At 67.9% G+C, this 26,986-nt stretch carries 26 protein-coding genes; 10 read left to right on the forward strand and 16 right to left on the reverse strand.

Annotation, left to right across the window (positions count from 1 at the left end; all coding sequences use genetic code 11):
• The first annotated feature begins 52 nt into the window (after positions 1-52).
• Genes ABTZ43_RS02410 through ABTZ43_RS02420 form a run of 3 tightly spaced genes read left to right on the forward strand, consistent with a single transcriptional unit; the run spans position 53 to position 1,991 of the window.
• Complete coding sequence (locus ABTZ43_RS02410; protein ID WP_350537701.1) at positions 53-523, forward strand: GNAT family N-acetyltransferase; 471 nt, start codon at positions 53-55, stop codon at positions 521-523.
• Positions 524-554: 31 nt separating this feature from the next.
• Positions 555-1,049: a MarR family winged helix-turn-helix transcriptional regulator gene (locus tag ABTZ43_RS02415; protein ID WP_056420837.1), complete on the forward strand. Its 495-nt coding sequence runs from the start codon at positions 555-557 to the stop codon at positions 1,047-1,049.
• 18 nt (positions 1,050-1,067) lie between these two features.
• Entirely contained in the window at positions 1,068-1,991 is a 924-nt protein-coding gene (locus ABTZ43_RS02420; RefSeq protein WP_350537730.1) for a pseudouridine synthase, read from the forward strand.
• Here ABTZ43_RS02420 and ABTZ43_RS02425 read toward each other — a convergent pair.
• From ABTZ43_RS02425 to ABTZ43_RS02445, 5 genes are all read right to left on the reverse strand, one after another.
• The gene (locus tag ABTZ43_RS02425) at positions 1,978-2,637 is read right to left on the reverse strand and encodes a methionine ABC transporter permease (protein WP_253386456.1); all 660 of its coding nucleotides are present in this window, start codon (positions 2,635-2,637) and stop codon (positions 1,978-1,980) included. The two genes, ABTZ43_RS02420 and ABTZ43_RS02425, sit on opposite strands and share 14 nt — an antisense overlap.
• Positions 2,637-3,680: a methionine ABC transporter ATP-binding protein gene (locus ABTZ43_RS02430; RefSeq protein WP_350537702.1), complete on the reverse strand. Its 1,044-nt coding sequence runs from the start codon at positions 3,678-3,680 to the stop codon at positions 2,637-2,639. The genes ABTZ43_RS02425 and ABTZ43_RS02430 overlap by 1 nt, the downstream gene beginning before the upstream one ends.
• Before the next feature lie 98 nt (positions 3,681-3,778).
• Positions 3,779-4,699 (reverse strand): MetQ/NlpA family ABC transporter substrate-binding protein, encoded by a 921-nt coding sequence (locus ABTZ43_RS02435; protein WP_253386458.1) that lies wholly within the window; start codon positions 4,697-4,699, stop codon positions 3,779-3,781.
• 91 nt (positions 4,700-4,790) lie between these two features.
• On the reverse strand, positions 4,791-6,590 hold the full coding sequence (locus ABTZ43_RS02440) for a Na+/H+ antiporter (protein ID WP_350537703.1): 1,800 nt from the start codon (positions 6,588-6,590) through the stop codon (positions 4,791-4,793).
• 122 nt (positions 6,591-6,712) lie between these two features.
• The gene (locus ABTZ43_RS02445; protein ID WP_253386460.1) at positions 6,713-8,524 is read right to left on the reverse strand and encodes an ABC-F family ATP-binding cassette domain-containing protein; all 1,812 of its coding nucleotides are present in this window, start codon (positions 8,522-8,524) and stop codon (positions 6,713-6,715) included.
• A gap of 87 nt (positions 8,525-8,611) precedes the next feature.
• Here ABTZ43_RS02445 and ABTZ43_RS02450 point away from each other — a divergent pair, with 87 nt between their 5' ends.
• Entirely contained in the window at positions 8,612-9,538 is a 927-nt protein-coding gene (locus ABTZ43_RS02450; RefSeq protein WP_350537704.1) for a spermidine synthase, read from the forward strand.
• Positions 9,539-9,579: 41 nt separating this feature from the next.
• Here ABTZ43_RS02450 and ABTZ43_RS02455 read toward each other — a convergent pair whose 3' ends face one another.
• The gene (locus ABTZ43_RS02455) at positions 9,580-10,293 is read right to left on the reverse strand and encodes an alpha/beta fold hydrolase (RefSeq protein ID WP_350537705.1); all 714 of its coding nucleotides are present in this window, start codon (positions 10,291-10,293) and stop codon (positions 9,580-9,582) included.
• A gap of 103 nt (positions 10,294-10,396) precedes the next feature.
• On the opposite strand from ABTZ43_RS02455, the gene ABTZ43_RS02460 reads away from it, so the two are divergent.
• Complete coding sequence (locus ABTZ43_RS02460) at positions 10,397-11,782, forward strand: HNH endonuclease signature motif containing protein (protein WP_350537706.1); 1,386 nt, start codon at positions 10,397-10,399, stop codon at positions 11,780-11,782.
• A 120-nt stretch (positions 11,783-11,902) separates the two neighbouring features.
• A complete protein-coding gene (locus ABTZ43_RS02465) occupies positions 11,903-12,484 on the forward strand; it encodes a hypothetical protein (protein WP_350537707.1) in 582 nt (193 codons plus the stop codon).
• Between the two features lie 76 nt (positions 12,485-12,560).
• Here the strand turns inward: ABTZ43_RS02465 and ABTZ43_RS02470 are convergent, their stop codons facing one another.
• The gene (locus ABTZ43_RS02470; RefSeq protein WP_350537708.1) at positions 12,561-12,719 is read right to left on the reverse strand and encodes a hypothetical protein; all 159 of its coding nucleotides are present in this window, start codon (positions 12,717-12,719) and stop codon (positions 12,561-12,563) included.
• Between ABTZ43_RS02470 and ABTZ43_RS02475 the strand changes: the two genes are divergently transcribed.
• The 3 genes from ABTZ43_RS02475 (at position 12,718) to ABTZ43_RS02485 (ending at position 14,768) form a co-directional block, all read left to right on the forward strand.
• A complete protein-coding gene (locus ABTZ43_RS02475; RefSeq protein WP_350537709.1) occupies positions 12,718-13,284 on the forward strand; it encodes a hypothetical protein in 567 nt (188 codons plus the stop codon). The genes ABTZ43_RS02470 and ABTZ43_RS02475 overlap by 2 nt on opposite strands.
• Positions 13,285-13,479: 195 nt before the next feature.
• Positions 13,480-13,986 (forward strand): hypothetical protein, encoded by a 507-nt coding sequence (locus ABTZ43_RS02480; protein WP_350537710.1) that lies wholly within the window; start codon positions 13,480-13,482, stop codon positions 13,984-13,986.
• Positions 13,980-14,768 carry a hypothetical protein gene (locus ABTZ43_RS02485; RefSeq protein WP_350537711.1) on the forward strand — a complete coding sequence of 263 codons (789 nt, stop codon included), beginning with the start codon at positions 13,980-13,982 and terminating at the stop codon, positions 14,766-14,768. The genes ABTZ43_RS02480 and ABTZ43_RS02485 overlap by 7 nt, the downstream gene beginning before the upstream one ends.
• A 115-nt stretch (positions 14,769-14,883) precedes the next feature.
• Here ABTZ43_RS02485 and ABTZ43_RS02490 read toward each other — a convergent pair whose 3' ends face one another.
• The 7 genes from ABTZ43_RS02490 to rsmA all read right to left on the reverse strand — a co-directional run bounded on the left by ABTZ43_RS02490 (position 14,884) and on the right by rsmA (position 23,134).
• Positions 14,884-16,005 carry a substrate-binding domain-containing protein gene (locus ABTZ43_RS02490; protein ID WP_149424255.1) on the reverse strand — a complete coding sequence of 374 codons (1,122 nt, stop codon included), beginning with the start codon at positions 16,003-16,005 and terminating at the stop codon, positions 14,884-14,886.
• Positions 16,006-16,066: 61 nt separating this feature from the next.
• Positions 16,067-17,422 (reverse strand): multiple monosaccharide ABC transporter permease, encoded by a 1,356-nt coding sequence (mmsB, locus tag ABTZ43_RS02495; RefSeq protein ID WP_056420794.1) that lies wholly within the window; start codon positions 17,420-17,422, stop codon positions 16,067-16,069.
• Entirely contained in the window at positions 17,419-18,939 is a 1,521-nt protein-coding gene (mmsA, locus tag ABTZ43_RS02500) for a multiple monosaccharide ABC transporter ATP-binding protein (protein ID WP_350537731.1), read from the reverse strand. The genes mmsB and mmsA overlap by 4 nt, the downstream gene beginning before the upstream one ends.
• A 155-nt stretch (positions 18,940-19,094) precedes the next feature.
• Entirely contained in the window at positions 19,095-20,108 is a 1,014-nt protein-coding gene (locus ABTZ43_RS02505) for a LacI family DNA-binding transcriptional regulator (protein WP_045253557.1), read from the reverse strand.
• 133 nt (positions 20,109-20,241) lie between these two features.
• Complete coding sequence (locus tag ABTZ43_RS02510) at positions 20,242-21,174, reverse strand: 4-(cytidine 5'-diphospho)-2-C-methyl-D-erythritol kinase (RefSeq protein WP_056420791.1); 933 nt, start codon at positions 21,172-21,174, stop codon at positions 20,242-20,244.
• 13 nt (positions 21,175-21,187) lie between these two features.
• A complete protein-coding gene (locus ABTZ43_RS02515; protein ID WP_350537712.1) occupies positions 21,188-22,255 on the reverse strand; it encodes an aldo/keto reductase in 1,068 nt (355 codons plus the stop codon).
• A gap of 9 nt (positions 22,256-22,264) precedes the next feature.
• Positions 22,265-23,134 (reverse strand): 16S rRNA (adenine(1518)-N(6)/adenine(1519)-N(6))-dimethyltransferase RsmA, encoded by an 870-nt coding sequence (gene rsmA, locus ABTZ43_RS02520; RefSeq protein ID WP_149424259.1) that lies wholly within the window; start codon positions 23,132-23,134, stop codon positions 22,265-22,267.
• 54 nt (positions 23,135-23,188) lie between these two features.
• On the opposite strand from rsmA, the gene ABTZ43_RS02525 reads away from it, so the two are divergent.
• Positions 23,189-24,481: an MFS transporter gene (locus tag ABTZ43_RS02525; RefSeq protein ID WP_350537713.1), complete on the forward strand. Its 1,293-nt coding sequence runs from the start codon at positions 23,189-23,191 to the stop codon at positions 24,479-24,481.
• Here ABTZ43_RS02525 and ABTZ43_RS02530 read toward each other — a convergent pair.
• A complete protein-coding gene (locus tag ABTZ43_RS02530; protein WP_056420785.1) occupies positions 24,463-25,347 on the reverse strand; it encodes a TatD family hydrolase in 885 nt (294 codons plus the stop codon). The genes ABTZ43_RS02525 and ABTZ43_RS02530 overlap by 19 nt on opposite strands.
• A 10-nt stretch (positions 25,348-25,357) precedes the next feature.
• Positions 25,358-26,935, reverse strand: coding sequence for a methionine--tRNA ligase (gene metG, locus ABTZ43_RS02535; RefSeq protein ID WP_350537714.1), 1,578 nt, complete (start codon positions 26,933-26,935; stop codon positions 25,358-25,360).
• Positions 26,936-26,986 lie beyond the last annotated feature (51 nt).

Raw genomic sequence — 26,986 nt, forward strand, 5'->3', positions numbered from 1 at the left:
AATTCTGCCACGCCGTCATCCCTGCGAAACACGGGTCTGAGATGCTTCCGGCATGAGCATCACGATCGACCGCGTCGAGGGCCCCACGCCCGGCCTCGCCGCATTCCTTCTCGACCATCACGCCGATATGGCCGGGACGGCTCCGCCGGAGAGTCAGCACGCGCTCACCCTCGACCGTCTCCTGACGCCGGGCGTCCGCCTGTTCGCGCTTCGCGACGGCGACCTGCTGGTGGCGACCGGCGCCCTCGCCCCGATCTCGGAGGGGCACGAGGAGCTCAAGTCGATGCGCACGGATCCCGGTCGGCGCGGCGAAGGACTCGGACAGGCGGTGCTCGATGCGCTGCTCGACGATGCGCGACGCCGTGGCGTGCGGCGCGTCTCGCTGGAGACCGGCAGTGCGGACTTCTTCCGAGCCGCGCACGCGCTCTACGCCCGCGCGGGGTTCGAGGAGTGCGGTCCGTTCGCCGACTACGTGGAAGATCCGCACAGCACGTTCATGACGATCCGGCTCGACGCGGACTGACCGGCGCACCCGCACCCGCGATAATGGACGGATGACTGAGGCGGATGAGGTTGACCGGATCGTGGGCGCCTGGAACACCCAGCGCCCCGACCTCGATTTCTCGCCCCTCGAGGTCCTCTCGCGGATGGACAGGCTGACGCGCCTCCTCGACAGGGCGCGTCGTGACGTGTTCCGCCGCAGCGATCTCGAATCCTGGGAGTGGGACGTGCTCTCCGCACTGCGGCGGGCGGGCGCGCCGTTCCAGCTCTCTCCGAAGCAGCTTCTCCAGCAGACCTTGGTGTCGAGCGGCACCATGACCAACCGCATCGATCGTCTGGTCGGGCGCCGGTTCGTGCGCCGCGAAGCGGATCCCGCCGACGGCCGCAGCGTGCTGGTCACGCTCACGGATGACGGACGGATCCGGGTGGATGCCGCGATCACGCGCCTCGTCGACGTCGAGGACGACCTGCTGCAGGCGCTGTCGCGCGCGGATCGCGACCGACTGGCCGGTCTGCTGCGCAAGCTCAGTCTCAGCGTCGACGCGTGAGGCGCTGACGACATGGCCATGCTCTCCCCTCTTCCGGTGCGCGACGGCGTCGGCGCCACGCGTCTGCACGTGCCGATGACCGGCGAATGGCCGACGGTGGGCGCGTACATGATCGACCGCTTCTTCCACCTCGATCCCGAAGGCCTGCTGAGCCGCTTCGACCGCGGCGAGATCGTGGCCCGCGACGGCACACCCCTCGCCAGGGACACTCCCCTGGGCGTGGAGGAGTTCATCTGGTACTACCGCGATCCTCCTGTGGAGACCCGGCTCCCGGTGGAGATCGAGGTCCTGCATCAGGACGACGACCTGGTGGTCGTCGACAAGCCGCATTTCCTGCCGACCATCCCCGGTGGCAAATTCCTGCAGAACTCCGCCCTCATCCGCCTGCGCAACCTGCTCGGCAACGACGAGCTCGCCCCCATCCACCGTCTGGACCGCGCGACCGCCGGAGTGCTCATGTTCTCGGCGCGTCCGGCCACGAGGGGCCCGTACCAGCTGCTGTTCGAGAGCAGACAGGTGCAGAAGGTGTACGAGGCGGTCTCCGCGCGCCCGGCGGACTGGGACGCGTCTCGGTTCCCCCTGGTCTACCGCAACCACATCGTGAAGCTCCGCAACGAGCTGAAGGTGCAGGTCGACGACGAGCGCGAGCCCAACGCCGAGACCGCGATCGAGGTCATCGACGCGGACGAGGGCGTCGTGCACACGCTGCTGCGCCCCCACAGCGGCAAGATGCACCAGCTGCGCGTGCACCTCGCGGCTCTGGGACTCGGCATCCTGAACGATCCGTTCTATCCGGAGCTGCGGGGCGAGCGCCCCGACGACTTCGATCACCCCATGCAGCTGCTCGCGCGCGAACTGCACTTCGTCGATCCGCTGAGCGGCGCGCCGCGGGTGTTCTCCACGACGCGCACGCTGCAGGAGGCGCCTCTCAGCGGCGCATGACCTTGCGCGCCAGCCGCGTTCCGAGCATCTGCACGAGGTGTACGAACACCACGATCAGGACGATCGCCGTCCACATCACCACAGGCTCGAACTGCCGGAAGCCGTAGATCTGCGCGAACGCGCCGAGACCGCCGCCGCCGATGAGACCTGCCATGGCAGTCATGTCGATGAGGGCGACGACGATGAACGTGTAGCCGAGGATGAGCGGCCCCAGCGACTCGGGGATCGCGACGGTGAAGAGGATGCGCCAGGGACCCGCGCCCATCGCCCGAGCCGCCTCGATGACGCCGGGCGAGACCGAGACGAGATGCTGCTCGACGATGCGTCCGATCGCGAAAGCCGCGGCGAGGGCGATCATGAAGGCCCCGGCGGTGGTGCCGATGCCGGTCCCGACCACCGCGCGAGCCAGAGGCTGAGAGACCGCGACGAAGAGCACGAACGGGATCGGGCGGAAGAAGTTGACTCCGAGGTTCGCGATGATCGCGACGGCGCGGTTCTGCGCGAGACCGCCTGGTCGGGAGACGTAGAGGACGACCCCGATCGCGAGGCCGAGTATGCCACCGAGGACGAGCGCGAACGTCGTCATGTAGAGGGTCTCGAGCGCGGACTTCCACAGCTCGGGCCACAATTCGTTCAGACGATCCATCAGCGTGCCTCCTCTCCGGCGATCTCGGTGACTTCGACGCGCTGGGCGATGTCGGCGAGTGCGCGGTCGATCATGGCGTCGTCACCCCGGATCGCGAGCGTGAGGTGCCCGAAGGCTCGACCTCGGATGTCGTTGATACCGCCGTAGACGAGTTCGAAGTCGAGTCCCGCGCCGGCGAGGTCGAGGAAGACCTGCGCCTGAGAGGAATCGCCGTCGCGGAACGAGAACGTGATGAGGCGGCCACGGTGGCGGTCGCGCAGCACGCCGAGCTCGGACGGCGACGGGATGCCTTTGACGACCGTGCCGACGAACCGCTGCGAGGCGGGGTTCTGCGGGGCGGAGAAGACGTCGAAGACGTCGCCCTGCTCGATGACCCGCCCGTTCTCCATGACAGCGACCTTGGTCGCGATGGTCTGGATGACGTCCATCTCGTGCGTGATGACGACGATCGTGACGCCCTGCTCCTTGTTCACCCGCTTCAGCAGATCCAGCACCTCGTGCGTGGTCTGCGGGTCCAGGGCACTGGTGGCCTCATCGGCGAGGAGGATCGCGGGGCCGGTGGCGAGTGCGCGGGCGATGCCGACGCGCTGCTTCTGACCGCCCGAGAGCTGCTCGGGGTAGGCCTTGGCCTTGTCGGCGAGGCCGACGAAGCTGAGCAATTCGGTGACTCGGGTCTCGATGTCTGCCTTCGACCAGCCGGCGAGCTTGAGCGGGTACGCGATGTTCGCCTTGACACTGCGTGAGGCGAACAGGTTGAACTGCTGGAAGATCATGCCGATCCCGCCGCGGACCTTGCGCAGCTCGCTCTCACGGAGGGAGGTGATGTCCACGTCGTCGACCGTGATGGTCCCGCTCGTCGCGGGTTCGAGCGCGTTGATCAGCCGGACGAGGGTCGACTTGCCGGCGCCGGAGTATCCGATGATGCCGAAGACATCTCCCTTCTCGATCGAGAGGGTGACGTCGTCGACGGCCACGACCTCCGCATCGTCACGGGTGCGGGAGGGGTAGGTCTTCGAGACGTTCGTCAGGGTGACGATCGGCATGCGGTGCTCCGGTCTGCTTCGGGAACGAAGAATCGGGTGACGCACGAAGCGCCACCCGATTCTGCCTCATCGGACGGGGTGCCTGGCACCCGATCGTCCTACTTCTTGGCCTCGGTGTCCTCCTGGACCTTCTTCAGCGAGGCGACGAGGTCTTCGGCCGGGGTCTGCACCGGCACAGCGGTGTCACCAGAGGACTCGATCAGACCGGCCTGCACGTCCTTGTTCGTCTGGAAGATCTCGACGAGCTTCAGGTACGTCTCGTTGTCGGCGTCCTCCGCACGCGTCGCGAAGATGTTCACGTAGGGCAGCGCGTTGGGGTCCTCCGGGTCGTCCTGGGCGATAGCGTCGTCGAAGGTGAGGCCCGCGTCCTTGACGAAATCGTTGTTGATGATCGCGGCGGCGACATCGGGCAGCGACGTGGGGATCAGCGCCGCCTCGAGGGCGGTGACCTTGACCTTGGACTTGTCGGTGTCGATGTCGGCGAGGTCGGAGACGATCGATCCGCCGCTCTTGAGCTCGATGAGACCGGCCGACTGCAGCACGAGGAGAGCGCGCGCCTGGTTCGAGGCGTCGTCCGGAACGGCGACGGTCTCACCCTTGGGGATGTCGTCGACGTCGTCGTACTTGCTCGAGTACAGACCCAGCGGGTAGATCGCGGTGGATCCGATCGGCGTCAGGTCGGATCCCGAGGCGCTGTTGTACTCGGCGAGGTACACGATGTGCTGGAACTGGTTGACGTCGATCTCGCCCTCGGACAGAGCGGGGTTCACCTGCTCGTACGAGCCGAAGTCGACGAGCTCGACCGTGATGCCCTCGTCGGCCGCCGCCTCGACGAAAGGGGCCCACTGCGGGTCGCCCTTGCCGACGATGCCGATCTTGACGGTCTCGTCCGCGGAGTCACCCCCGCCGGAGCCGGCGTCGGAGGATGCCGTCGCGCAGCCTGCGAGCGCGACGAAGAGCGGGACCGCGGCGAGCGCGGCGATGACGGATGTGGTCCGACGGGATGCGGTGATGGACATGAGTGTTCGGGTTCCTCTCTTGGGGGACTCGAATACGTTAGGCAGCGCGATGCCGTGCGCGACAATCGAGTGTCACACGGCGTCACAGCTCTCAGTCGTACTCCTCGATGCCCTGCAGACGGACCTGCTCCAGGTCGAGCCGGGCGGAGATGCGGCGCACCACGAGGTCGTCGACCGTGCCGTCTCTGCGCAGCCCGAGCAGCACTTCCCGCTTGCGGTCGAGCAGCGCCAGCTTGAGCCTCGTGTGCTCCTCGTGGCGCAGCAGCGGCGAGCGCTGCATCACGTCGACGTCGACCGAGGTCGCGAGCATCTGCAGAGTCCTGACCTCGCCGTCCGCCGACGCGCCGTCGGCCGACGTGTCGCCGGCAGGTCGGGGGTCAGGCACCCGGAGGCGCGGCGACGCGTCATCCGCCCCGCCGTCGATCTGCTCGTCAGCGCCCAGCGGGTCCGGCTCCCCCAGCATCACGTCGAGCGCCTCCGCCTCGGCGTCCACGATGGCCTGCTCGCGTGCGAGAGCCCGTGCGTTCGAGAACTCGAGCATCTGATAGCCCTCGGCGCGCACCTTGTCGCGGATCTCCTGCCCTATGCCGTGCTCGACCGCGAGATCGTCCAGCGCCGCGAGGGCGGCTCCCGAGATGGTCCGCTCCGCGAGCTCGTACTCCTCGTCCTCCGCGTGGTCCACCGGGAATCTCGCCCAGCGGACGATCGCCGGCAGCAGGGGTGCCTGAACGAGCAGGCTCAGGAGGATGACCCCGGCAGTCACGAAGACGATCTCATCGCGCCCGGCGATCTCCCCCTCGGTGGAGCTGGCGACCGGCACCGACAGGGCGATCGCCAGCGAGACGGCACCCCTCATGCCGGCGACGGTCGACACCGCCATCGAACGCGCCCTCGCGCCGCGGGAGGGGCGCACCGTGTTGCGGCGCTGGAACGGTGCGTTCATGACCTGGAAGAGGTAGCGCACGACCAGCAGCGACGCCCATACGGCGAGCGTGATCAGCACCAGCCGTCCGATGGCGGCCGCCGAGATCTCATGCGCGACGAACTGCACCTCGAGTCCGATCAGCACGAAGAGCGCGCCGTTGAGCAGGAAGACGCCGAACGGCCACGCCGCGGCGACCTGACGACGCGACGAGGCCGTCGTGACCCTCGGCGACACGTAGGCGACGATGAGTCCGGCCACCACCACGGCGAGAACGCCGGACGCGTGCACGATCTCGGCCAGCAGGAAGGCCGAGAACGGGACCAGCAGCAGGGTGACGTTGATGACGGTCGTCGAGGAGGAGCGACGGAGCAGCAGGTAGCCGAGGGCGGCGATCACCACGCCGGCGGCGACGCCTCCGACGTAGGACGTGAGCACCGACATCGTCACCGACAGCGGGGTCACGTTGCCGCCGAGTGCGAGCGAGATCGCGATGGCGTAGAGCACCAGTGCGGTGCCGTCGTTGGTGAGGCTCTCCGCCTTGAGCTTCATGAACAGGCGTTTCGGCAGCAGCCGTCCGAGGGCGGCCACAGCCGTCGCATCCGGCGGCGCGACGGCGGCGCCGAGGATCAGGGCGGTCTCCCACGGCATCCCGAATAGCATCCCGACCCCGGCGACGGCGAAGGCGGATGCGACGACGAGCAGAGTGCTCATGGGGAGGATGTAGCGGAAGTCGCGACGGATGGAACGCAGTGACGTCGTCAGGCTCTCCCAGAACAGCATCACCGGCAGGAACAGCAGCAGCACGGTCTCGGGCGGGAGCTGGATCTCACGCAGCTGCGGCACGAAGCCGAGCGCCAGGCCGAGGATGACGAGCACGAGCGGCAGCGCCAGCCGCACCCGCGGCGCGAGCAGCGTTCCCACGAGGATCGTGAGTCCGATCAGGACGGTGACCTCGAGTCCTTCCATCTGAACCTCCCGGGTGCCGCAGGATCACACTGTGCGATCCCGGATGGCATCGAACCCCGCCCAGAGCACAGCGCGCCGCAGTGCCACCGTATTCCCGCGGGGGCTGGATGGCGAGGGTCGGATCAGTCGAGCTCCTCGCTCAGCTCGAACCAGCGGAGCTCGAGCTCCTCGATCTCGGCCTGCTGCTCGCCGATCGTCTTCATCTTCTCGCCGAGGCCCGCGAAGTCGGCCTGGTCGTGATCCGCGAGGGCCTGCTTCGCCTTGTCGACCTGCTGCGTCAGCTTCTGGATGCGCCGCTCCAGCGACGACACCTCTTTCTGTGCGGAGCGCAGCGCGGCACCGTCGAGGCTCGGCGTCTTCTTCTCCGTGTTGACGGCCGTCTGCGACCTGCCCGGTGCAGAGGTCTGCAGCAGGCGCAGCCGGAGATACTCGTCGACGCCGCCCGGCAGGTGGCGCAGGCGACCGTCGAGGATCGCGAACTGCTGGTCGGTGACGCGCTCGAGGAAGTACCGGTCGTGCGACACGACGAGCAGGGTGCCCGACCAGGAGTCGAGGAGATCCTCGATGGCGGCGAGCATGTCGGTGTCGAGATCGTTGGTGGGCTCATCGAGGATCAGCACGTTCGGCTGGTCGAGGAGCACGAGCAGCAGCTGCAGGCGGCGCTGCTGGCCACCGGAGAGATCCTTCACCGGCGTGGAGAGCTGCGCCGAGTCGAAGCCGAGCCGCTCGAGCAGCTGGCCGGGCGTCAGCTCCTGCGCCTTGGATCCGGTACCCATCGTGTACGAGGTGCGCAACCGCGACACGACGACGCGCACCGGCTCGTGACGCACGTCCTCGAGCTCGTCGAGACGCTGCGTGAGGGTCTTCACCTTCACGGTCTTTCCCTGCTTGACCCGACCGCTGGTCGGCTCCACAGTGCCGGCGATGAGTCCGAGCAGGGTCGACTTGCCCGCACCGTTCACCCCGAGGATGCCGGTGCGCTCCCCCGGCGCGATGCGCCACTCGACGTCGCGGAGCACCTCCCGCGTGCCGCCGTCGACGGTCGGGTAGGTCACGCCGACGTCGAGCAGATCGACGACGTCCTTGCCGAGCCGGGACACCGCGAGCGACTGCAGCGAGACCTTGTCGCGGATCTCCGGCACATCGGCGATGAGCTCGTTGGCGGCCTCGATGCGGAACTTCGGCTTCGCCGTGCGCGCGGGCGCACCGCGACGCAGCCAGGCGAGCTCCTTGGTGGCGAGGTTCTGCCGTTTGGCCTCGGTCGCCGCGGCCATCCGGTCGCGCTCCACCCTCTGCAGGATGTACGCCGCGTAGCCGCCCTCGAAGGGCTCGACGATGCGGTCGTGCACCTCCCAGGTCTCGGTGCAGATCTCGTCGAGGAACCACCGGTCGTGGGTCACGACCATGAGGGCCCCGGAGTTCGCGGACCAGCGCTTCTTGAGATGTCCCGCGAGCCAGGTGATGGCCTCGACGTCGAGATGGTTGGTGGGCTCGTCGAGGGCGATGACGTCCCAGTCGCCGGTCAGCAGTTTGGCGAGCGACACACGTCGGCGCTGGCCTCCACTGAGCGAGCCGATCTCGGCATCCCAGGCCAGATCTTTGAGCAGCCCCTCGATCACGTCGCGGGTGCGGGCGTCACCGGCCCACTCGTACTCGGGGGTGTCTCCGACGACGGCCTCGGCGATCGTCAGGTCGTCGCTGAGGGTGTCGGCCTGATCGAGCACGCCGATCGTCGTCCCTCCGCGCACCGTGACGCGACCGGCATTCGGCTGCTTGATGCCGGCGAGCATGCCGAGCAGGCTGGACTTGCCGTCGCCGTTGCGGCCGACGATGCCGATGCGGTCACCCTCTTCGATGCCCAGGGTCACGGAGTCGAAGACGACCCTTGTCGGATATTCGAGATGAAGGGCCTCTGCCCCGAGAAGATGTGCCATGTCCTCTCCAGGGTAGTTGTCCCGGCTGGGCGTCTGCCCGCCCCTCGGCCCTCCGCCTCTCGGCCGCTCTGCCCCTAAACTCGACGGGTGCCATGGAAACGCCGGGTGTTCTCGCTCTCATTAGACGATCGCAAGGCGAAGCTGGTGCAGTCGAGAAAGCGACCCGGTCGCTTCGAACTCAGCGTGGACGGCATTCCGCAGTCCGTCGTCTCGATGGTCGAGCCCACCGACCTCGAGTACGCGTACACCCGGCACATCGCCCGCGCGATGGATGCCGCCGCTGAGCCCGGAGCGCCGCTGTTCACGGTGCATCTCGGAGCCGGAGCACTCACGCTGGCACGCTACGTCGAGGCGACGCGTGCCGGATCGCCCCAGATCGTCGTCGAGTTCGAGCCCACGCTCTACGCAGCCGTGGTCGACGCACTGCCGCTGCCTCCCGGCTCCGACGTACGAGTCGTCTTCGGCGATGCGCGGACCGTCGCAGAGGCCGGGTTTCCGGGCGAGGAGGCATCGGCGGTGCCGTCGCCTCCGTCTCGCGGACTCGGCTCCGCCCCGACGGGCAGCACCGCCGCCGCCGCCGAGTGGGTGGACGCGCGCTTCACGGTCGTCGATCTCTGGGATGCCGCCGTCATCCGGCATCGCGTGGCCAGCCGGGAGTTCTACCGCCGGGTCGCCGCGCGCTCCGCAGCGACGGGGGTCGTCGCAGTGAACCTGCTCGACGGGCATCCGTTCGAGTACTCACGCCGACAGGCGGCCACCCTGCGCTCCGTGTTCGCTCACGTCGCCGTCGTTCTCGACGCCGAGCCGGAAGACGACGAAGGGCCACTCGGCAACGTCGTCATCTTCGCGAGCGATGAGCCGCTCGACATCGCGACCACCCCCGATCTCCTCGACGTACCGCGATCTCATTTTCTCCACGCCGATCCTCTGACGTCGTGGATCGCTGACGCGCGCATCATGACCGACGCCGACGGCACGGACTCCCCCGATCCCGACGATCCGCTCTGGGACTAGCGCACCGCGACGCCGAGCGCGGTGGAGACCGGGAGGCACGATCACCCGAAGAGTTCGGGGAGCACGGCCATGAACTCGTCGAAGTGGCTGTACCAGATGGTGTGTGCGGCCCCGGGGATGCTCCGGACCTCACCGCCCTGTCGAGCGAACCTGCGCGCGTCATCGTCGGAGACCCAGGCACTCGGATCTGCACGGACCAGGATCGACGCCGGGCCCGGTGCCCACTCGCGGTCGTCCCCGCAGGACACGGACGCCATGGTTTCCGGGTCGAAGCACGCCGCCGCGCGGGCCTCGACCTCGGCATCCGCGGCGGAGTAGAACGGTCGGGCGGTCCGCAGCGCCTCGGGCGACGACCGCGCTCTGCGATCCTTCTCATAGGCATCGACGAGGCTCGCACGATCCGCACCTCCGGACAGCGACAGCGCGGCGTCGACATATACGGCGAGAGCCGGGCGGAGCGATGCCGCCGCCTGTGCGAGCACGGTCGCACCGTAGGAGTGGCCGACGGCGATCACCGGAGCGTCCGTCGCCCGGCTTCGCACCGTCTCGACCACGGATGTAGCCGCGGTCTCGATCGTGAGGTGTGGATCACGCGCAGACCGGCCGTGGCCGGGAAGATCGAGTGCGAGCACACGATACCCCCGCGCCGTGAGCCGTGGCACGACGCGGTGCCAGCTCTCCCCTGAGCCCATCATGCCGTGCAGGAGCACGACGGTCCGAGGGCCGACGCCCGACTCATCCACGTGCAGGAGCATCCGGTCAGTGTGCCATGGCGAAGGTGTCCGGAGTTGATCATCGTACCGGCATATATCGTATGTTTGTTCGAATGTGCGGAGGTGCGCGAGGTAGGATGGAGGCATGAACGCAGTGCTCGATGCGACCGATTCCCAGATGGCGGCTCTCGCCGATCTGGTGACGACGCTCGAGATCGCCGAGTCGACGTTGAGCAGCATGACGGCCGCTCGCGACGGGCTGTTGGCGATGGCCGGGAGGCTGGCGATCGACATCGCGAAGCAGGGCGAGCACCCCGACTGCGGCGACCAGTCGGTCACGATGATCGCCGCCGAGATCGCCGCGGTCCAGCATGTCAGCGACAGGACGATCGAACGACGGATCACCGCGGCGGGCCTGCTCGTCGACCTCTTCCCCACCGTCTGGGAGGCGCAGGCGAAGGGGCGCATCAGCGCTGCCCACTCCCGGGTGATCGTCGACGCGGGCGCACACCTCGAGTCGTCGAGCGCACGCGAGGCCTTCGCGGCGATCGTGCTGCCGCTGGCCGAGACCGATTCCCCCAACCGCCTTCGCACACTCGCGCGCCGCGTGGCAGAGCGGTTCGCCCCGTCGACGGTGACCGAACGCCATCGAACGGCCCGGGCGCAGAGACGAGTCTGGATGACCGACGAAGACGACGGCATGGCGGCGCTGCACGCGCACGCTCCGGCCGCTCTGGTCCACGGAATGCTCGATCGGCTCTCGCAGATGGCGCATACCCTGCGCGACGAGAACCGCCGCGCGAAGCGGGATGCCGTCCGCGAGGGTCAGGAGTACGACGCCGATGACCGATCGGTCGACGAGATCCGCGCCGATCTGCTCGCCGATCTGGTGCTCGGCGGCACACCCACGGGCCACGACAGCCATGACGCACTGCTCGGTTCGATCCGAGGGCGCGTCGAGATCACCGTTCCCGTGATGACACTGATCTCCGGCGATGCCGTCGCGGGCACAGGTACCGGCGCCGATGACTCTGCTGCCGGATCCGGCGCCTCTACCGCAGAGCCCGGCGACTCCTCCCCTCCTGCAGATCTCGACGGGGCCATCCCGATCGACATCGACACTGCACGCCGGTTCGCCGGACTCGCGACCGGGTGGGATCGAGTGATGACGCATCCTGTCAACGGCCGGGTATTGGTGGTCGATCGGTACCGGCCGAGCGAACATCTCCGGCGGCATCTGCGCGCCCGCGACGGTCGATGTCGCTTCCCCGGGTGCGGGATCGCAGCCCGCAAGTGCGACCTCGACCACAACCACGCCGCATCGGCGGGCGGCGCGACCTGCGACACGAACCTGGCGACGTTCTGCCGTCGACATCACGTGCTCAAGCACAACTCACCGTGGCATGTCGAGCAGAAATCGGGCGGCGTCATCGAGTGGACGAGCCCGACCGGCCGGGTATATGTCGACACACCTCCGGCGCCGAACACGGTGACGTTCCGTGAGTCGGCGGTCGCCAGCGCACCCTTCTGACGGAGACTCGCCCTTCTGACGGACTCGCCCTTCTGACCGAGACTCGGCATTCCGACCGAGAATCCGCCGGACTGTGGATAACCGGAACGGCGAAGGCGCGTCTTTGATTACGGTGGCGCGATGTCGTCCTTGAGAGTTCCTGCTGCCGCTGCCACCCTCCCCTGCACCGCGCCCCACCCCCTCAGTCGGATCGTTGCGGCGGCGATCGCCGGAGCCTTGATCATCGCCGCCGCCGGATGCTCGCCGGGGCCGAGCCCAGCCCCCACCCCGACGCCCGCTTTCACCGACGAGGCGGATGCCTTCGCCGCGGCCGAGAAGGTCTACCGGGCGTACAACGATGCGCTGAACGAAGTAGACCCTGCGGATCCCGAGACTTTCGCGCCGTTGTATGCCTTGTCGAGTGGCGATTTCGAGGCAGCCGACCGAGAGAACTTTTCCGTGATGCACGCCGAGGGACACGAAATCAGTGGCAGTGCGCGGATCGTCAGCTTCACCGGCATCTCAGCTACGCCGACCTTTGATCAAGTGGTCGCGACGGCTTGTCTCGATGTGAGCGATGTCCGCATCACGGACCGTGACGGTGCATCTTTGGTGTCCGAAACCCGACCAGACATCTATGCGCTGAATCTCACTTTCCTGGCCTCGGACGGCATAGCGACAATCGATTCGGCGTCGACGACGGAGGACAACTCATGCGTGTGACCTCAACAGCGATGCTCGTGATGATGTTGCTCTTCCCAGCCAACCTGGGCGGTGGTGATGGCGGAACGGACTACCTCTACGGCACCGACGGGTCTTCGCTCACGATCAGCGGGACGCGAGAGCGACCCGGGACCGGCTCGACCGAGCCCAGCACACCGACCGCACCCGGCTCGCCGAACTCTCCCGGCACGCGATCGGGACCCAGTGACGAGGCGATCAGGTTCGCGGAGTGCATGGATGATCAGGGAACCACGCGCTGCGCCCGAGAACTGCCCACACCCGGCGCTCCGGAAACGGCGCCGCAGGCGCCCCGCATCCCCGCCATCACCATCTCGGATCTCGTCCAGTTCGCTCCCGAGCCGACACGCACCGTCGCGGAGCCCGGCAACGTCGGCATCGCCGGCCTGCCCACGAACTTCGTCGCCGCTGCCGAGGTCCACATCCGAGGCGGGGAGCTGCTCGGCATGCCCCTCCGCGTGAGATTCACGCCCGCCGGCTACGACTACGCCTACGGTGACGGCAGCACCGCCACCCTCGACGCTGCAGGTCAGACCTGGGAGGCCCTGGGTCAGGCGCAGTTCACCCCCACCCCGACCAGCCACACCTATCGCACACCAGGGATTTATCCTGCAGCCGTCGACGTCCGCTACGGGGCGGAGGTCGATCTCGGCGGCGGATGGCAGCCGATCACCGGCGAACTCACCAGCCGCGGCCGCGCCCAGAACATCCGCATCCTCAGCGCCCGCACCGCTCTCGTCGCCCACACCTGCCTCGAGCGCCCCGCCGCGGCGGGCTGCTGAACGCCGCAGATCACAAGACGGACGCCATCCGCAGACACCACCCGCAGACGCTGTCCGGTGTCGGCGGTTCTGATGAGCGCCCTGCCGTCGATTCCTGCACCTCGCGGCTGTGGATAACCCTGACGGCCCGCCGGGCATACGAGCTACTTTGGCCGGATGATTCTCAGACCTGCGCGTGCGCGCACCCTCATCCTGATGGCACTGGGCACGGTGGCATTCGCGACCGGAGCGCTGGTCGGATGCGCTCCCCGTTCCGCACCGACGCCCACCCCGACAGCGGTCTTCGCCACCGAGAAGGAGGCATTCGCGGCGGCCGAGGAGGCATACACGGCGTACAACGAAGCGGTCAATGATGCTCGCGAGACCCAACAGACGCTCACGCCGGAGAAGTTTCTGACGGGCAAGATCCTCGCTGCCGAGACCGCCACGTCACAGACTCTCGCAGAATCCCACATCCACTTGGAGGGGCCAACGCAGGTGATGGAATTTTCGGGCGTCTCTGCTGACACGGGAGTCGCGGTCTCGAGGGTGGTCGCCCGCGTTTGTGTCGATATCAGGAACGTGCGGGCCATCGATGCCGAAGGCAATGACGTGACCGCCACCGGGCGCAGTGACATCTATGGTCTCGACGTCGAGTTCAGCGGCAACAGTGAACTGTTGCTGATCTCTGATTACGAGGTCAATCCGGAGATCCCGTGCTGACCGCGGTGCTGGCTGTGGCGGTTCTAGCGCTCCTGCCTGCCGCGACGGGCTCGACAGGTTGTTCCGACTCAGCGCTGGCGACCGGGGGATGCGGTGTCGCCAATGACGGCACCACCCTCACGATCACCGGAACACAGGAGCGACCGGGCACGAGCACTGACGACTCCACCTCCGACCGCGGCGACGCCGATCCCCCGGCGGATCCGAGTCGGCGAACTCCCTCCGACCTGTGCAGCCCCCTGGGCTCACGCGTCGGCAACTGCGCGACAGCCCCCGTCCTTCCCACCGTGGGGGTGGTCCCGTCGATCACGATCAGCGACCTCGAGCAGTTCGCGCCACAGGCGATCACCACCGCGGCCGAGCCGGGCGACATCGGCATCGCCGGAATGCAGACCAACTTCATCGCGGTCGCAGCGGAGCAGACGCGCACCGGCACGATCCTGGGCGTCCCGATCACGGTGCGGTTCACCCCCGTCGCGTACGACTACCGTTACGGCGACGGCAGCACCGCCACCCTCGACGCCGCCGGACAGACATGGGCGATGTTGGATCAGGCGCAGTTCACCCCCACGCCGACGAGCCACACCTACCGGAACCGCGGCACCTTCCTGGCCGACGTCGATGTCCGCTACACGGCCGAAGTCGACCTCGGGAGCGGATGGTTCCCGATCGACGGGCAGCTCACCACCGACGGCCCCGCCCGGGAGATCCACATCCTCGAAGCGCGCACCGCTCTCGTCGCCCACACCTGCCTCGAGCACCCCGCGGCCGCCGGATGCTGAGCACCGCACGCGATCGCGAACAGCCCGCGCGGTCCTGAACCGCGCAACACGACGCAGAAGAGCCGCCCGGACCCGAAGGTCCGGACGGCTCCCCTGCGTGTCGGAGCGACGTCGCTTACTGGTACGACTTCACGATCTCGAGCAGGCTCGGAACGTTCGCGTACGCCTCAGCGGCGTTCTCCTTGGTGACGATCACCGGGTCGAGCAGGTAGGCCGGAACGACCTTCGCGCCGTTGTCGTACGACTCGGTGTCGTTGACGTCGACCTTCTCGCCCTTCTGGAGCTGGCCGACCATCTTGATGGCCTGCTCGACGAGGAGAGTGGTGTCCTTGTTGATCGTGGAGTACTGGATGCCCTCCATGATCGACTTCACCGACTCGACCTCGGAGTCCTGTCCGGTGACGACCGGAACGGGCTTGCCGGCCTGCTGCACCGAGGTGATGATGGCGCGAGCAAGGGTGTCGTTCGGCGACAGGACGCCGTCGAGCACCGTGTCGCCGCTGTACGACGAGGTCAGGATCGTGTCCATGCGGTTCTGCGCGTTCTCGGGCAGCCAGCCGTCGGTCGCCGTCTGCGCGATCTCGGTCTGACCCGAGACGACCTTCAGCGTGCCGTCGTCGATCTTCGGCTGCAGGACCTCCATGGCACCGTCGAAGAAGACCGCCGAGTTGGCGTCATCCGGCGAGCCCGAGAAGAGCTCCACGTTGTACGGAGCCTCGTGACCTGCACGCTCGGCAAGACCGTCGAGCAGGGCCTGGCCCTGCAGGTTGCCGACCTTGAAGTTGTCGAACGCTGCGTAGTAGTCGACGGCCTCGGTGTTCTCGATGAGACGGTCGTAGGCGATGACGTAGGCGCCGGCATCCTTCGCGGCCTGCACCTGCGTGGCCAGCTGCTTGCCGTCCTTCGCGCCGATGATGATGACCTTGGCACCGTTGGTGACCATGGCCTGGATCTGGTTCTGCTGCTCGGCGACCGTGTTGCTCGCAGGAGCGTACTGGACGTCGGCCTTGAAGCCGGCCTCCTTCAGGCCGTCCGTGAACAGCTTGCCCGCGAGGACCCAGTTCTCACTGGTCTTGTCGGGAAGCGCGACACCGATCGTGGAGCCTGCCTCGAAGCCCGCTGCGGCCTCGTCGCCGGATCCCGTGTCGGTTCCGCCGCCACGCTCAGCGGAGCAACCCGTGAGCGCGAAGGCAGCCGTCGCGACGAGCGCTGTCGCTGTGACGATGATCTTCTTCATGTGATCTCTTTCTCTGTGGTGTGACGGACTCGGCGCGCGAGCACTGCGCGTGTGCGTCCGCTTACTTTCCGCTCGTCTTGTCGACGGGTGGGGCTTGGTAGGTCTTGTTGGGCTCGAAGGTCGCGGTCGCCGGATCCTGCTGGCGCGCGGAGCGACGCATCATGAAGCCGATGAGCGACGGGCGACCCTGCTGCTTGTTCCAGACGTCGATGCCCACCGCGAGCAGGAGCACGAGGCCCTTGATCATGGACACGACATCGGAACCCTGACCGAGCAGGGCGAGGCCGTTGTTGAGGAACGCCATCACCAGACCACCGATGATCGAACCGACCACGGTGCCGATACCACCGGCCACCGCGGCACCACCGATGAAGACCGACGCGATCGCGTCGAGCTCCCAGCCGGTGCCGTCGTTCGGGCCGGAGGCCTGCGAACGGGCGACGAAGATCATTCCGGCGAGCGCGGCCATCATCGACATGTTCATCATGACGAAGAAGTCGACCCAGCGGTCCTTCACACCCGACAGGCGCGCGGCCTGGCGGTTGCCGCCGACGGCGTAGATGTGACGGCCGAACACGGTGTTGCGCGTGACGAACGAGTAGATGATGACGAGCGCGAGCAGGATGAGGCCCGGCACCGGGAAGCTCGTGCCCGGGCGGCCCGTCGCGAACATCCAGGCCGCGGCGAGCACGACGACCGAGAGCAGCACGACCTTGACGACGCTCACCCAGACCGGGGCGCTGTCGGAGCCCATCTTGTGCTGGATGCGACGGGTGCGGATCTCCCAGAAGACCAGCCACGCCACAGCGAGCAGGGCGAGCAGCATGGTGAGGACGTTGAAGTTCAGCGGCAGGCCGACCTCGGGAAGATATCCCGTGCCGATGACCTGGAAGCCCTTGGGCACCGGGATCGTCTGCGCGTCACCGATCCACTGCTGCGCTCCACGGAAGAACAGCATGCCGGCGAGGGTCACGATGAACGCCGGTACCCCGACATAGGCCACCCAGAATCCTTGCCACGCGCCCACGAGGGCACCGACGCCGAGTCCGAGGAGGATCGCGAGCGGCCAGGGGAGGTCCCAGTCCGCCATCGCCTTCGCGACGACGATGCCGGTGAACGCGGCCACCGAGCCGACCGACAGGTCGATGTGGCCCATGATGATCACCATCACCATGCCGATCGCGAGGATCAGGATGAACGAGTACTGGTTGATGACGTTGATCAGGTTGCCCGACGTCAGCGTCGCACCGTTCGGACCGTTGCGCAGCAGCGTGAGGATCTCGAAGAGCGCGATGATGACGATCAGGCTGCCGAGGATGCCGAACTGGCGCAGCGACGAGGTGCCGTTGCCGCCGAACATCTTGCGGATGTCGCCGAAGTGGAAGCCGCGCTTCGTTGTCGTGAGGTCGGTGGTCATGCGGATGCTTTCTGGTTCGCGGAGGTCATGCTGCGCATGAGTGCCTCGGGTGTCGCCTGGTCGGCCGGGATGCAGTCGGTGACCCGACCTTCGAAGACGGTGTAGATGCGGTCAGAGATGCCGAGCAGTTCGGGCAGCTCGCTCGAGATGACGATGACGCCCTTGCCCTGGGAGGCGAGCTCGTTGATGATCGCGTAGATCTCGTACTTGGCGCCCACGTCGATGCCGCGGGTCGGCTCGTCGAGGATCAGCAGGTCGGGGTCGGTGAACATCCACTTCGCCAGCACGACCTTCTGCTGGTTTCCGCCCGACAGCTTGCCGACGCCCTCTTCGACGCTCGGCGCCTTGATGCGCAGCGCCTTGCGGTAGCGCTCGGCGACCGCGAACTCCTCGCGCTCGTCGACGACGCCGCGACGGGAGATCTTCGACAGCTTCGCCGCCACGACAGAGCGCTTGATGGTGTCGAGCAGGTTCAGACCGAGCACCTTGCGGTCCTCGCTGACGTACGCGAGACCGTGCTTGATGGCCGAGGAGACGTCGGGCATCGAGATCTCCTGCCCGTCCTTGAACACCTGACCGCCGAGGAACGTCCCGTAGGAGCGACCGAAGAGGCTCATCATGAACTCGGTGCGCCCTGCGCCCATGAGACCGGCGATGCCGACCACCTCGCCACGACGGACGTCGAGGTTCGAGCCCTTCACGACCATGCGCTCCGAGACGGTCGGATGCTGGACCCACCAGTCCTTGACCTCGAAGAACACCTCGCCGATCTCGGGGGTGCGGTCGGGGTAGCGGCTCTCGAGCGAACGGCCGACCATGCCGCGGATGATGCGGTCCTCGTTGATCTCCCCGCGGGAGATGTCGAGGGTCTCGACCGTGCGTCCGTCGCGGATGATCGTGATCTCGTCGGCGATCTGCTCGATCTCGTTGAGCTTGTGGCTGATCATGATCGACGAGATCCCCTTGGACTTCAGTCCGAGGATCAGGTCGAGCAGGTGCTGCGAGTCGTTCTCGTTGAGCGCGGCGGTCGGCTCGTCGAGGATCAGCAGCTTGACGTCCTTGTTGAGCGCCTTGGCGATCTCGATGAGCTGCTGCTTGCCGACGCCGAGGGTCTTGATCGGCACGTCGGGGTCTTCCTTCAAGCCCACACGCGCCAGCAGCTCGATCGTGCGCTGACGCTGCGCCTGCCAGTCGATGCGGCCGAAGCTGCGGATCTCATTGCCGAGGAAGATGTTCTCGGTGATGGAGAGTTCGGGGATCAGCGCCAGTTCCTGGTGGATGATCGCGATTCCAGCCGCTTCACTGCCGGCGATGTCGCGGTAGCGCTGCTCCTCGCCGTACAGCAGGATGTCCCCGTCGTACGAGCCGTAGGGATAGACGCCGGAGAGGACCTTCATCAGGGTCGACTTGCCGGCGCCGTTCTCGCCGCAGATCGCATGGATCTCGCCGGCTCGGACGGTGATGGATACATCCGACAGCGCTTTGACACCCGGGAACTCCTTGGTGATGCTGCGCATCTCCAGGATGGGGCCTGACACGACCGGCAACGTTGCTGTGGTGCTCACAAGATCTTCCTCGCGACGGGCGGTCACCTTCTATGTGACCGTTCACATTGGATTACATAGTCTACGCTCGCCGAAGCCGTGTCAAGACCACGGACGAAATTGTGGCTCTACCGAGGCGCGGAGGATTCCCTCGTGCGCAGCGTGGTCTGCAGCGGCCCGAACTCCGGCACGGCCTCGCCCCGGATCTGCGCGAGCAGGATGCGCACCGCGCGTCGCCCGAGCTCGGGGAAGTCCTGGTGCACCGTGCTGAGCGTGGGCGCCACGTGCGCCGCCACAGGGATGTCGTCGAACCCGACCACGCTCACGTCCTCGGGGACGCGGATGCCCGAGTCCCGGAATCCGTGCATGAGCCCGATCGCCATCTGGTCGTTGGCGACGAAGACGGCGGTGAAATCCCGTCGCCGCGACAGCTCCTGGCCGGCGAAGTACCCGAAGTCCGCGGTCCAGTCGCCGCGGATCGGCGGGAAGGTCGGCAGATCGGCCTCGCGCAGCGCATCGAGGTACCCGCGCATGCGCGACTCCGCCTCGATCCAGTCCTGCGGACCGGCGATGTGGATGATGTCGCTGTGGCCGAGGCCGATGAGGTGCTCCGTCGCGGTGCGTGCGCCGGCGACCTGATCGGCCGACAGGCTCACCCCGTCGGACCCGGACGCCGTCTGCAGCGAGACGAACGGGATGTCCGCCGACATGCCCCGCAGGACATGGAAGGCGCGTACCTGAGGCGCGAGCACGACGATGCCGTCGACCTGCTCGCGAGCCAGCTGACGCAGCGCGCTGCCGATCGCCTCGGGCGTGGTCGCCGACAGGTTCAGGGTCGAGACCGAGTACCCCTCCTCGCGTGCGGCGTCCTCGATGCCGACGATCGACGAGGTGGGCCCGAACTCCCCCACCGTCGCCGACAGGATCCCCAGCATGTTGGACTTGCTGGTCACGAGCGCGCGCGCCGCGAGGTTGGGGCGATAGTCGAGCACCGAGATCGCGTCGAGCACCTTGGCCTTCGTCTCCGGCCGGATGCTGGGGTGATCGTTCAGCACCCGCGAGACGGTCTGGTGCGAGACGCCGGCCAGGCGAGCGACGTCACGGATGCTGGGCATCCGGGCGCGCTCAGAGGGGGTCGACATCACAGACCTCCTCGTATGTGCACGGTCACATCCTCACTCATTATGACGGGAAGGCATGCCGAGCGCACCTTTCCGGCATCCGGGCTCAGGACCGGGCTCAGGACCGGGGTCGAGACCGGGGTCGAGACCGGGGTCAGGAGATGATGCGGGCGCCCGGGACCGGCCCGTGCACGTGCAGGGTCTCGAGACCGTGGGCGCGCAGCGCGGACTGCACGTCGTGCGCGTCCTCGGGGCCGGCGCAGAGCAGAGCGACCGTCGGCCCGGAACCCGACACGATCCCCTGCAGAGCACCGGCGTGGATGCCGTGCAGGATGACGTTCTCGAGATCGGGCCGTTCGTACAGCGCGGCTTCCTGCAGGTCGTTGTAGATGCTCTCGGACAGCAGCTCGGGATCCCCTGACCGCAGCGCCTGCAGCACGGGGGCCGGCACCTCCAGCGACAGCGGCGGGTCGTCGGCGAGGGCCCCCTCGTCGTCACGCAGGGCATCGAGCCTGGCGTACACGACGGGCGTCGAGAGCCCCTCGTCGCTCTGCACGAGCACCCAGTCGAAGCGGCCACGGGCCAGCGCGGGATTCAGCTGGTCGCCTCGACCGGTGCCGACGGCCGTGCCGCCGTGCAGGGCGAACGGCACGTCTGCCCCCAGACGCGCGGCGAGCTCATGCAGCCGCGCGGTCGAGAAGCCGGTTCCCCAGAGCGCGTCGCAGGCGACCAGCGCCGCCGCCGCGTCGGCCGATCCCCCGCCCATGCCTCCGGCGACCGGCACGCTCTTTCGGATCTCCAGCGCCACCCCGCCGTCGTACTCGGCCGCGGTCGCAAGCAGCTTGGCCGCGCGCATGGCGAGATTGCGGTCGTCGAGCGGCACCGTGCTCGGATCCTCGAGCCCCGACACCGTGATCGAGAAGTCGTCGGCGTGCCGGGCGATCACGTCCTCGTACAGCGACACCGCCTGGAACACCGTCGCCAGCGCGTGGTAGCCGTCGTCGTGCCGGCCGCCCACGCCGAGGTAGACGTTGATCTTGCCCGGTGCGCGGACGCGGACCGAGTCGACGGGGGCGGCGGTGCTCATCAGGGTCGTCCCGTCACAGCTCCGTGGACGACGCCCACAGGTCGACGTCGATGGAGCCTGCAGCCTCGTCGATGCGCGCGAGCTGCGCGTCGGTGAAGTCGGGGCCGTTCACGGCGGCGATGTTCTCGTCGAGCTGCTCGGGGCGCGAGGCGCCGACGAGGGCCGAGGCGACGACCGGGTTGCGCAGCGTCCACTGCAGCGCGAGCTGGGCGAGCGACTGCCCGCGCTCCGTCGCGACCTCGTTCAGGGAGCGCAGCGTCTGCACCGCGGCATCCGACAGCGGCGCCTCGGGAAGCGACCCGCGCTTCTGCGCACGCGCCGCCGTGCCGTCGCCGAGGTACTTGTCGGTGAGGAGGCCCTGCGCGAGCGGGGTGAAGGCGATCGCGCCGACCCCGGACTGCTCGAGGGTGTCGGTCAGCCCGTCCTCGATCCAGCGGTTGAGGATCGAGTAGGCCGGCTGGTGGATCACGAGCGGGGTGCCGAGCTCGGTCGCGACGGCGACCGCCTCGGCCGTGCGCTCGGCGCTGTACGACGAGATCCCGACGTACAGGGCCTTGCCCTGACGCACGAGCGTGTCGAGGGCGCCGACCGTCTCGGCGATCGGGGTCACCGGGTCGGCGCGGTGCGAGTAGAAGATGTCGACGTGGTCGAGGCCCATGCGGGTCAGCGACTGCTCGGCGCTGGCCAGGATGTACTTGCGGCTCGCGAAGTCCCCGTACGGACCCGGCCACATGTCCCAGCCCGCCTTCGACGAGATGATCAGCTCGTCGCGGTAGGGACGGAAGTCCTCGGCGAAGATCCTGCCGAAGTTCTTCTCGGCGGAGCCGTAGGGCGGGCCGTAGTTGTTCGCGAGGTCGAAGTGCGTGATGCCGCGGTCGAACGCATGGCGCAGCAGCGCGCGCTGGTTGTCGAGCGGGATGTTGTCGCCGAAGTTCCACCACAGGCCGAGCGAGATGGGCGGCAGGAACAGACCCGACGTGCCCACCTGGCGGTACTCGAACTGCTGGTAGCGGCTCTCGTCGGCCGCATACGGCCGGTGCAGCTCGGGGATGTTCGGACGGAAGCGGGGAGAGTCGGTCACGGTGCCAGATTAGTCGGTGACGACGGCGTCTTCGATCCGAGCGACCTGCTGCGCAACACGGTGATAGTCCTCGACCGTGAGGTCCTCGCCGCGTGCGGTCGGGGCCACGCCCGCCGCGATCAGCACCTCGGAGGCCGCAGCCGAGCTGCCGAACAGACCGGACAGCGCCTGCCGCAGCATCTTGCGCCGCTGGTTGAACGCGGCATCCACGATCCGGAACGTGCGACGGCGCTCGTCCTCCGTGCCACGCTCGCCCTCCGACCGGTCGAATCCGACGAGGAGGCTGTCGACGTTGGGCACGGGCCAGAAGACCTGACGCGACACGGTGCCGGAGAGCTTCCATTCGCCGTACCAGGCCGCCTTGACACTCGGCGAGCCGTAGATCTTCGAGCCCGGCTTCGCCGCCAGTCGCTCGGCGACCTCGGCCTGCACCATCACGACCCCGCGCTTCAGGTACGAGAAGTTCTCGAGGAAGTGCAGCAGCACGGGGACCGAGACGTTGTACGGCAGGTTCGCCACGAGCACGGTGGGCTCGCCCGGCAGCTCGGTGATGCGCAGCGCGTCGGCGTCGACCACCGTGAGCATCTCGGCAGGGACGCCGTGCTCGACGACGGTCTGCGACAGTCGCGCGGCCAGCCGGTGATCGATCTCGACGGCGGTCACAGACGCCCCGGCCTCGAGGATCGCGAGCGTGAGGGATCCGAGACCAGGCCCGACCTCGACGACCCGCTCCCCCGGCCGCACCCGCGCCGCATGCACGATCTTGCGGACCGTGTTCGCGTCGACGACGAAGTTCTGTCCGAGCTTCTTGGTCGGGGTGACATCGAGCTCGGCGGCGAGTCGACGGATCTCGGTGGCGCCGAGCAGGGTGACTGTCATCGTCCCATTCTCCCCCACTCCCTCGATGTCCCCCGCCCTCAGTAGTCTTCTGTGATGCCCTCCCTCGGTGAACTGATCGCACCCCGGCGCATGGGCAGGGATTTCCGCTGGCTGCTCGCGTCATCATGGACGAGCAACGTCGGAGACGGTGTCGCCCTCGCGGCCGCTCCCCTGCTCATCGCGTCGATGACGTCGTCGCCGATCCTGGTCGCCGCGGGCGCCATCCTGCAGTTCCTGCCGTGGCTGCTGTTCGGCCTGCACGCCGGGGCGATCGCCGACCGGTTCGACCGTCGACGCCTGGTGATGTTCGCCAACGCGGCGCGGGCCGTGGTGCTCGCAGGGCTCTGCGCCTTCCTGCTGACCGGCACGGCGAACATCTGGATCGTGCTCGCGGTCGCCTTCCTGTACGGCACCGCCGAGGTGTTCGTCGACACGGCGGGGAGCACGCTGCTGCCGATGCTCGTGGCGCCGTCGGACCTCGGCATCGGCAATGCCCGACTGCAGGCCGGATACCTCGTCGCGAACCAGTTCGCGGGGCCTCCGCTGGGCGCGTTCCTGTTCGCCGCGGGCACGGCCTGGCCGTTCCTGCTCGAGATCGTCTGCGTGCTCCTCGCGGTCGTCCTCATCTCGCGCATGGCGGCGACGCCCGTACCTCCGCGCTCCGCCGGCGAGGGCGAGGGCGAGGGCGAGGGCGAGGGATCGCACGTGCACACCGACATCGGCGAGGGCCTGCGCTGGCTGTGGAAGAACCCTCCGGTGCGGATGCTGGTGCTGATCATCCTCGTCTTCAACGTGACCTGGGCGGCGCCGTGGGGCGTGCTCGTGCTCTACGCCACCGAGCGCCTGCACATGGGCGCGATCGGGTACGGCGCCCTCACCACGGCCTCCGCCGTGGGCGGGATCCTCGCCACGCTCTGCTTCGGATGGCTGGAGCGGCATGTGTCGTTCGCGACGCTCATGCGGGTCGTGCTGTCGCTGGAGGTGCTGATGCACCTCGCGTTCGCCCTCACCTCCACAGGGTGGGTCGCGCTCGTGATCATGTTCGTCTTCGGGGCCTACGCCTTCGTCTGGGGCACGATCTCGACCACCGTGCGTCAGCGCCTGGTGCCGGCCGAGCTGCAGGGCAGGGTCGCATCGGTCAACATGGTCGGGGTGTTCGGCGGCATGGTGATCGGGCAGGCGCTGGGCGGCGTGATCGCACAGGTGTGGGGGCTCACCGCCCCCTGGTGGTTCGCGTTCGTCGGCGCCGCACTCACGCTGCTGCTGGTCTGGAAGCCGATCTCGCAGATCGTCAGCGCAGCACCGGTGGATCAGTCGCTGAACGAGACTCAGACGAACGAGCCGTAGACCCGCAGCGTGTTCTCGGCGATCTGCGCGGACAGCTCGTCGACCTCGATGCCGAGCTCCGCCGCCATGAAGCGCACGGTGATCGGAACCAGATACGGCGCGTTCGGTCGGCCGCGCAGCGGCGTCGGCGTGAGGAACGGAGCGTCGGTCTCGACGAGGATGCGATCGAGCGGCGTCACCTTCAGTGCGTCCCGCAGGTTCTGCGCGTTCTTGAACGTGACGTTCCCCGCGAACGACAGGTGGTACCCGGCATCCGCGCAGACCCGCGCCATCGCGTCGTCGCCCGAGAAGCAGTGGAACACCGTCCGCTCCGGTGCGCCGACGCGACGCAAGGTCTCGAGCACGGCGTCATGGGCATCCCGGTCGTGGATCTGCATCGCGATGCCGTGCGTCTTCGCGAGCGAGATGTGGGCCTCGAACGACTCGAACTGGGCTCCCCTGCGCTCGGGCTCCGTGCGGAAGAAGTCGAGCCCGGTCTCGCCGATCGCCCGCGTGCGCGGGTGGGCTGCGAGCTCGTCGATCACCGCGATCGCCTCGTCGAGGCCGACCCCGCCGAGGCGCCCGGCCTCGGCGTAGGCGGGCGCGTCGTTCGGATGGATCGCCACCGCCGCGAGCACGCGAGGGTCGGATGCCGCGGCCTCGACCGCCCACCGCGACGACTCGATGTCGCCCGAGGCCTGCACCACACCGGCGATGCCGACCGCCTCGGCCCGATCGAGCTGCTCGGTCAGCGACAGCGGCTGGTCGCCGTCGAGGATCTCGAGGTGCGCGTGGTTGTCGTACACGGGCACGGCGAGCGGCTCGGGGGCCGCCGGATACCGGAGGTCTTTGCGCCCGTCGCCGTCTCGCTGCTGCACGTAGGTCATGGGGCCGGGCTCAGGCGGTGGTCTCCACGCGCGGGAACAGCGGCGCGAGTGCGTGGACGCTCGTTCCCGGGCGCAGCACCCCCCACGCCCCCGCCTCGCGGATCGGCTGATCCTGCAGACGTCCGAGGCTCTCGGCGGCACCGAGGGCGCTCCAGAGCTTCTCCGTCGACTGCGGCATGACCGGCGAGAGCAGCACGGCGAGCGCACGCAGCCCCTCGGCGCAGGTGTACAGGACGGTGCCGAGGCGACCGCGCTGCTCGTCGTCGCGGGCCAGAGCCCACGGCTCGTTCTCGGTGATGTAGCCGTTCAGGGCGTCGACGATGGTCCAGATCGACGAGATGGCCTCGTCGATGCGGAACTGCTCGACCGCGGCATCCGCGTTGGAGGCGGCATCCGCGACGATCTTCTGGATCTCCAGATCACGCGCGGTGTACTCGGCGGCCGTGGGGACAGCTCCGGCGAAGTACTTCTCGATCATCGCGATGGTGCGCGAGGCGAGGTTGCCGAAGCCGTTCGCGAGCTCGGACTGGTAGCGGGCCGACAGATCCTCCCAGGAGAACGAGCCGTCCTGCCCGAAGGCGATCGCCGACAGGAAGTAGTAGCGGTACGCGTCGGAGCCGAAGACGTCGGTGATCTCCGTCGGGGCGATGCCGGTGAGCTTGGACTTCGACATCTTCTCGCCACCCACGAGCAGCCAGCCGTGCGCGAAGACGCCGCGGGGCACCTCGAGCCCTGCGGCCATGAGCAGCGCGGGCCAGATCACAGCGTGGAAGCGCAGGATGTCTTTGCCGACCACGTGGTACGCGGGCCAGCGACGGTCGAACGTCGCCTGGTCGGCGCCGTACCCGACGGCGGTGGCGTAGTTGAGCAGCGCATCGACCCACACGTAGATGACGTGCGACTCGTCCCACGGGAGCGGGATGCCCCAGTCGAACGTGGAGCGCGAGATCGAGAGGTCCTTGAGTCCCTGGCTGACGAAGGAGACGACCTCGTTGCGGGCCGAATCGGGGCGCACGAAATCGGGCTGCGTCCGGTACAGCTCGAGCAGACGGTCCTGGAACTCGCTGAGCTTGAAGAAGTAGTTCTTCTCCTGCAGCAGCTCGAGGGGCTTGGAGTGGATCGCGCAGACCTTGAGACCCTCGAAGGGACCGGTCCCGTCGACGATCTCGGACTCCGGCTTGAACTCCTCGCAGCCCACGCAGTAGAGCGCCTCGTACTCGCCCGCATAGATGTACCCGTTGTCGTAGAGGCGCTGGAAGAACGTCTGCACGTTCGTCTCATGGCGCTCCTGGGTGGTGCGGATGAAGTCGTCGTTGGCGACGTCGAGGGTCTCCAGCAGCGGGAACCACGACTCGGTGACGAGCTTGTCGACCCACTCCTGCGGGGTGACGTTGTTCGCCGCCGCCGCCCGCAGCATCTTCTGGCCGTGCTCGTCGGTGCCCGTGAGCATCCACGTGTCGTCGCCGCCCTGGCGGTGCCAGCGCGCGAGCGCGTCGACCGCCACCGACGTGTACCCGTGGCCGATGTGCGGGACATCGGAGGGGTAGTAGATGGGCGTGGTGATGTAGAACGAGTCGCCTGCGGGCATGGGCACAATTCTAGGCGGGATGCCGGGGGTCGTTACGCCGTCGGGAACGGC

The sequence above is a fragment of the Microbacterium sp. NPDC097977 genome, assembly GCF_040302605.1.
Lineage (GTDB): Bacteria > Actinomycetota > Actinomycetes > Actinomycetales > Microbacteriaceae > Microbacterium.

Coding starts and splice junctions, on each gene's coding strand:
- ABTZ43_RS02445 (WP_253386460.1), bottom strand. CDS start 8,524: ATGGCACATCTTCTCGGGGCAGAGGCCCTTCATCTCGAATATCCGACA.
- mmsB (WP_056420794.1), bottom strand. CDS start 17,422: ATGACCACCGACCTCACGACAACGAAGCGCGGCTTCCACTTCGGCGAC.
- ABTZ43_RS02480 (WP_350537710.1), top strand. CDS start 13,480: ATGGCACTGGGCACGGTGGCATTCGCGACCGGAGCGCTGGTCGGATGC.
- ABTZ43_RS02460 (WP_350537706.1), top strand. CDS start 10,397: ATGAACGCAGTGCTCGATGCGACCGATTCCCAGATGGCGGCTCTCGCC.
- ABTZ43_RS02425 (WP_253386456.1), bottom strand. CDS start 2,637: ATGGATCGTCTGAACGAATTGTGGCCCGAGCTGTGGAAGTCCGCGCTC.
- ABTZ43_RS02435 (WP_253386458.1), bottom strand. CDS start 4,699: ATGTCCATCACCGCATCCCGTCGGACCACATCCGTCATCGCCGCGCTC.
- ABTZ43_RS02525 (WP_350537713.1), top strand. CDS start 23,189: ATGCCCTCCCTCGGTGAACTGATCGCACCCCGGCGCATGGGCAGGGAT.
- ABTZ43_RS02490 (WP_149424255.1), bottom strand. CDS start 16,005: ATGAAGAAGATCATCGTCACAGCGACAGCGCTCGTCGCGACGGCTGCC.
- ABTZ43_RS02475 (WP_350537709.1), top strand. CDS start 12,718: ATGGATGATCAGGGAACCACGCGCTGCGCCCGAGAACTGCCCACACCC.
- ABTZ43_RS02465 (WP_350537707.1), top strand. CDS start 11,903: ATGTCGTCCTTGAGAGTTCCTGCTGCCGCTGCCACCCTCCCCTGCACC.
- ABTZ43_RS02530 (WP_056420785.1), bottom strand. CDS start 25,347: ATGACCTACGTGCAGCAGCGAGACGGCGACGGGCGCAAAGACCTCCGG.
- ABTZ43_RS02505 (WP_045253557.1), bottom strand. CDS start 20,108: ATGTCGACCCCCTCTGAGCGCGCCCGGATGCCCAGCATCCGTGACGTC.
- ABTZ43_RS02510 (WP_056420791.1), bottom strand. CDS start 21,174: ATGAGCACCGCCGCCCCCGTCGACTCGGTCCGCGTCCGCGCACCGGGC.
- ABTZ43_RS02455 (WP_350537705.1), bottom strand. CDS start 10,293: ATGCTCCTGCACGTGGATGAGTCGGGCGTCGGCCCTCGGACCGTCGTG.
- rsmA (WP_149424259.1), bottom strand. CDS start 23,134: ATGACAGTCACCCTGCTCGGCGCCACCGAGATCCGTCGACTCGCCGCC.
- mmsA (WP_350537731.1), bottom strand. CDS start 18,939: ATGCGCAGCATCACCAAGGAGTTCCCGGGTGTCAAAGCGCTGTCGGAT.
- metG (WP_350537714.1), bottom strand. CDS start 26,935: ATGCCCGCAGGCGACTCGTTCTACATCACCACGCCCATCTACTACCCC.
- ABTZ43_RS02420 (WP_350537730.1), top strand. CDS start 1,068: ATGCTCTCCCCTCTTCCGGTGCGCGACGGCGTCGGCGCCACGCGTCTG.
- ABTZ43_RS02430 (WP_350537702.1), bottom strand. CDS start 3,680: ATGCCGATCGTCACCCTGACGAACGTCTCGAAGACCTACCCCTCCCGC.
- ABTZ43_RS02410 (WP_350537701.1), top strand. CDS start 53: ATGAGCATCACGATCGACCGCGTCGAGGGCCCCACGCCCGGCCTCGCC.
- ABTZ43_RS02440 (WP_350537703.1), bottom strand. CDS start 6,590: ATGGAAGGACTCGAGGTCACCGTCCTGATCGGACTCACGATCCTCGTG.
- ABTZ43_RS02470 (WP_350537708.1), bottom strand. CDS start 12,719: ATGCACTCCGCGAACCTGATCGCCTCGTCACTGGGTCCCGATCGCGTG.
- ABTZ43_RS02415 (WP_056420837.1), top strand. CDS start 555: ATGACTGAGGCGGATGAGGTTGACCGGATCGTGGGCGCCTGGAACACC.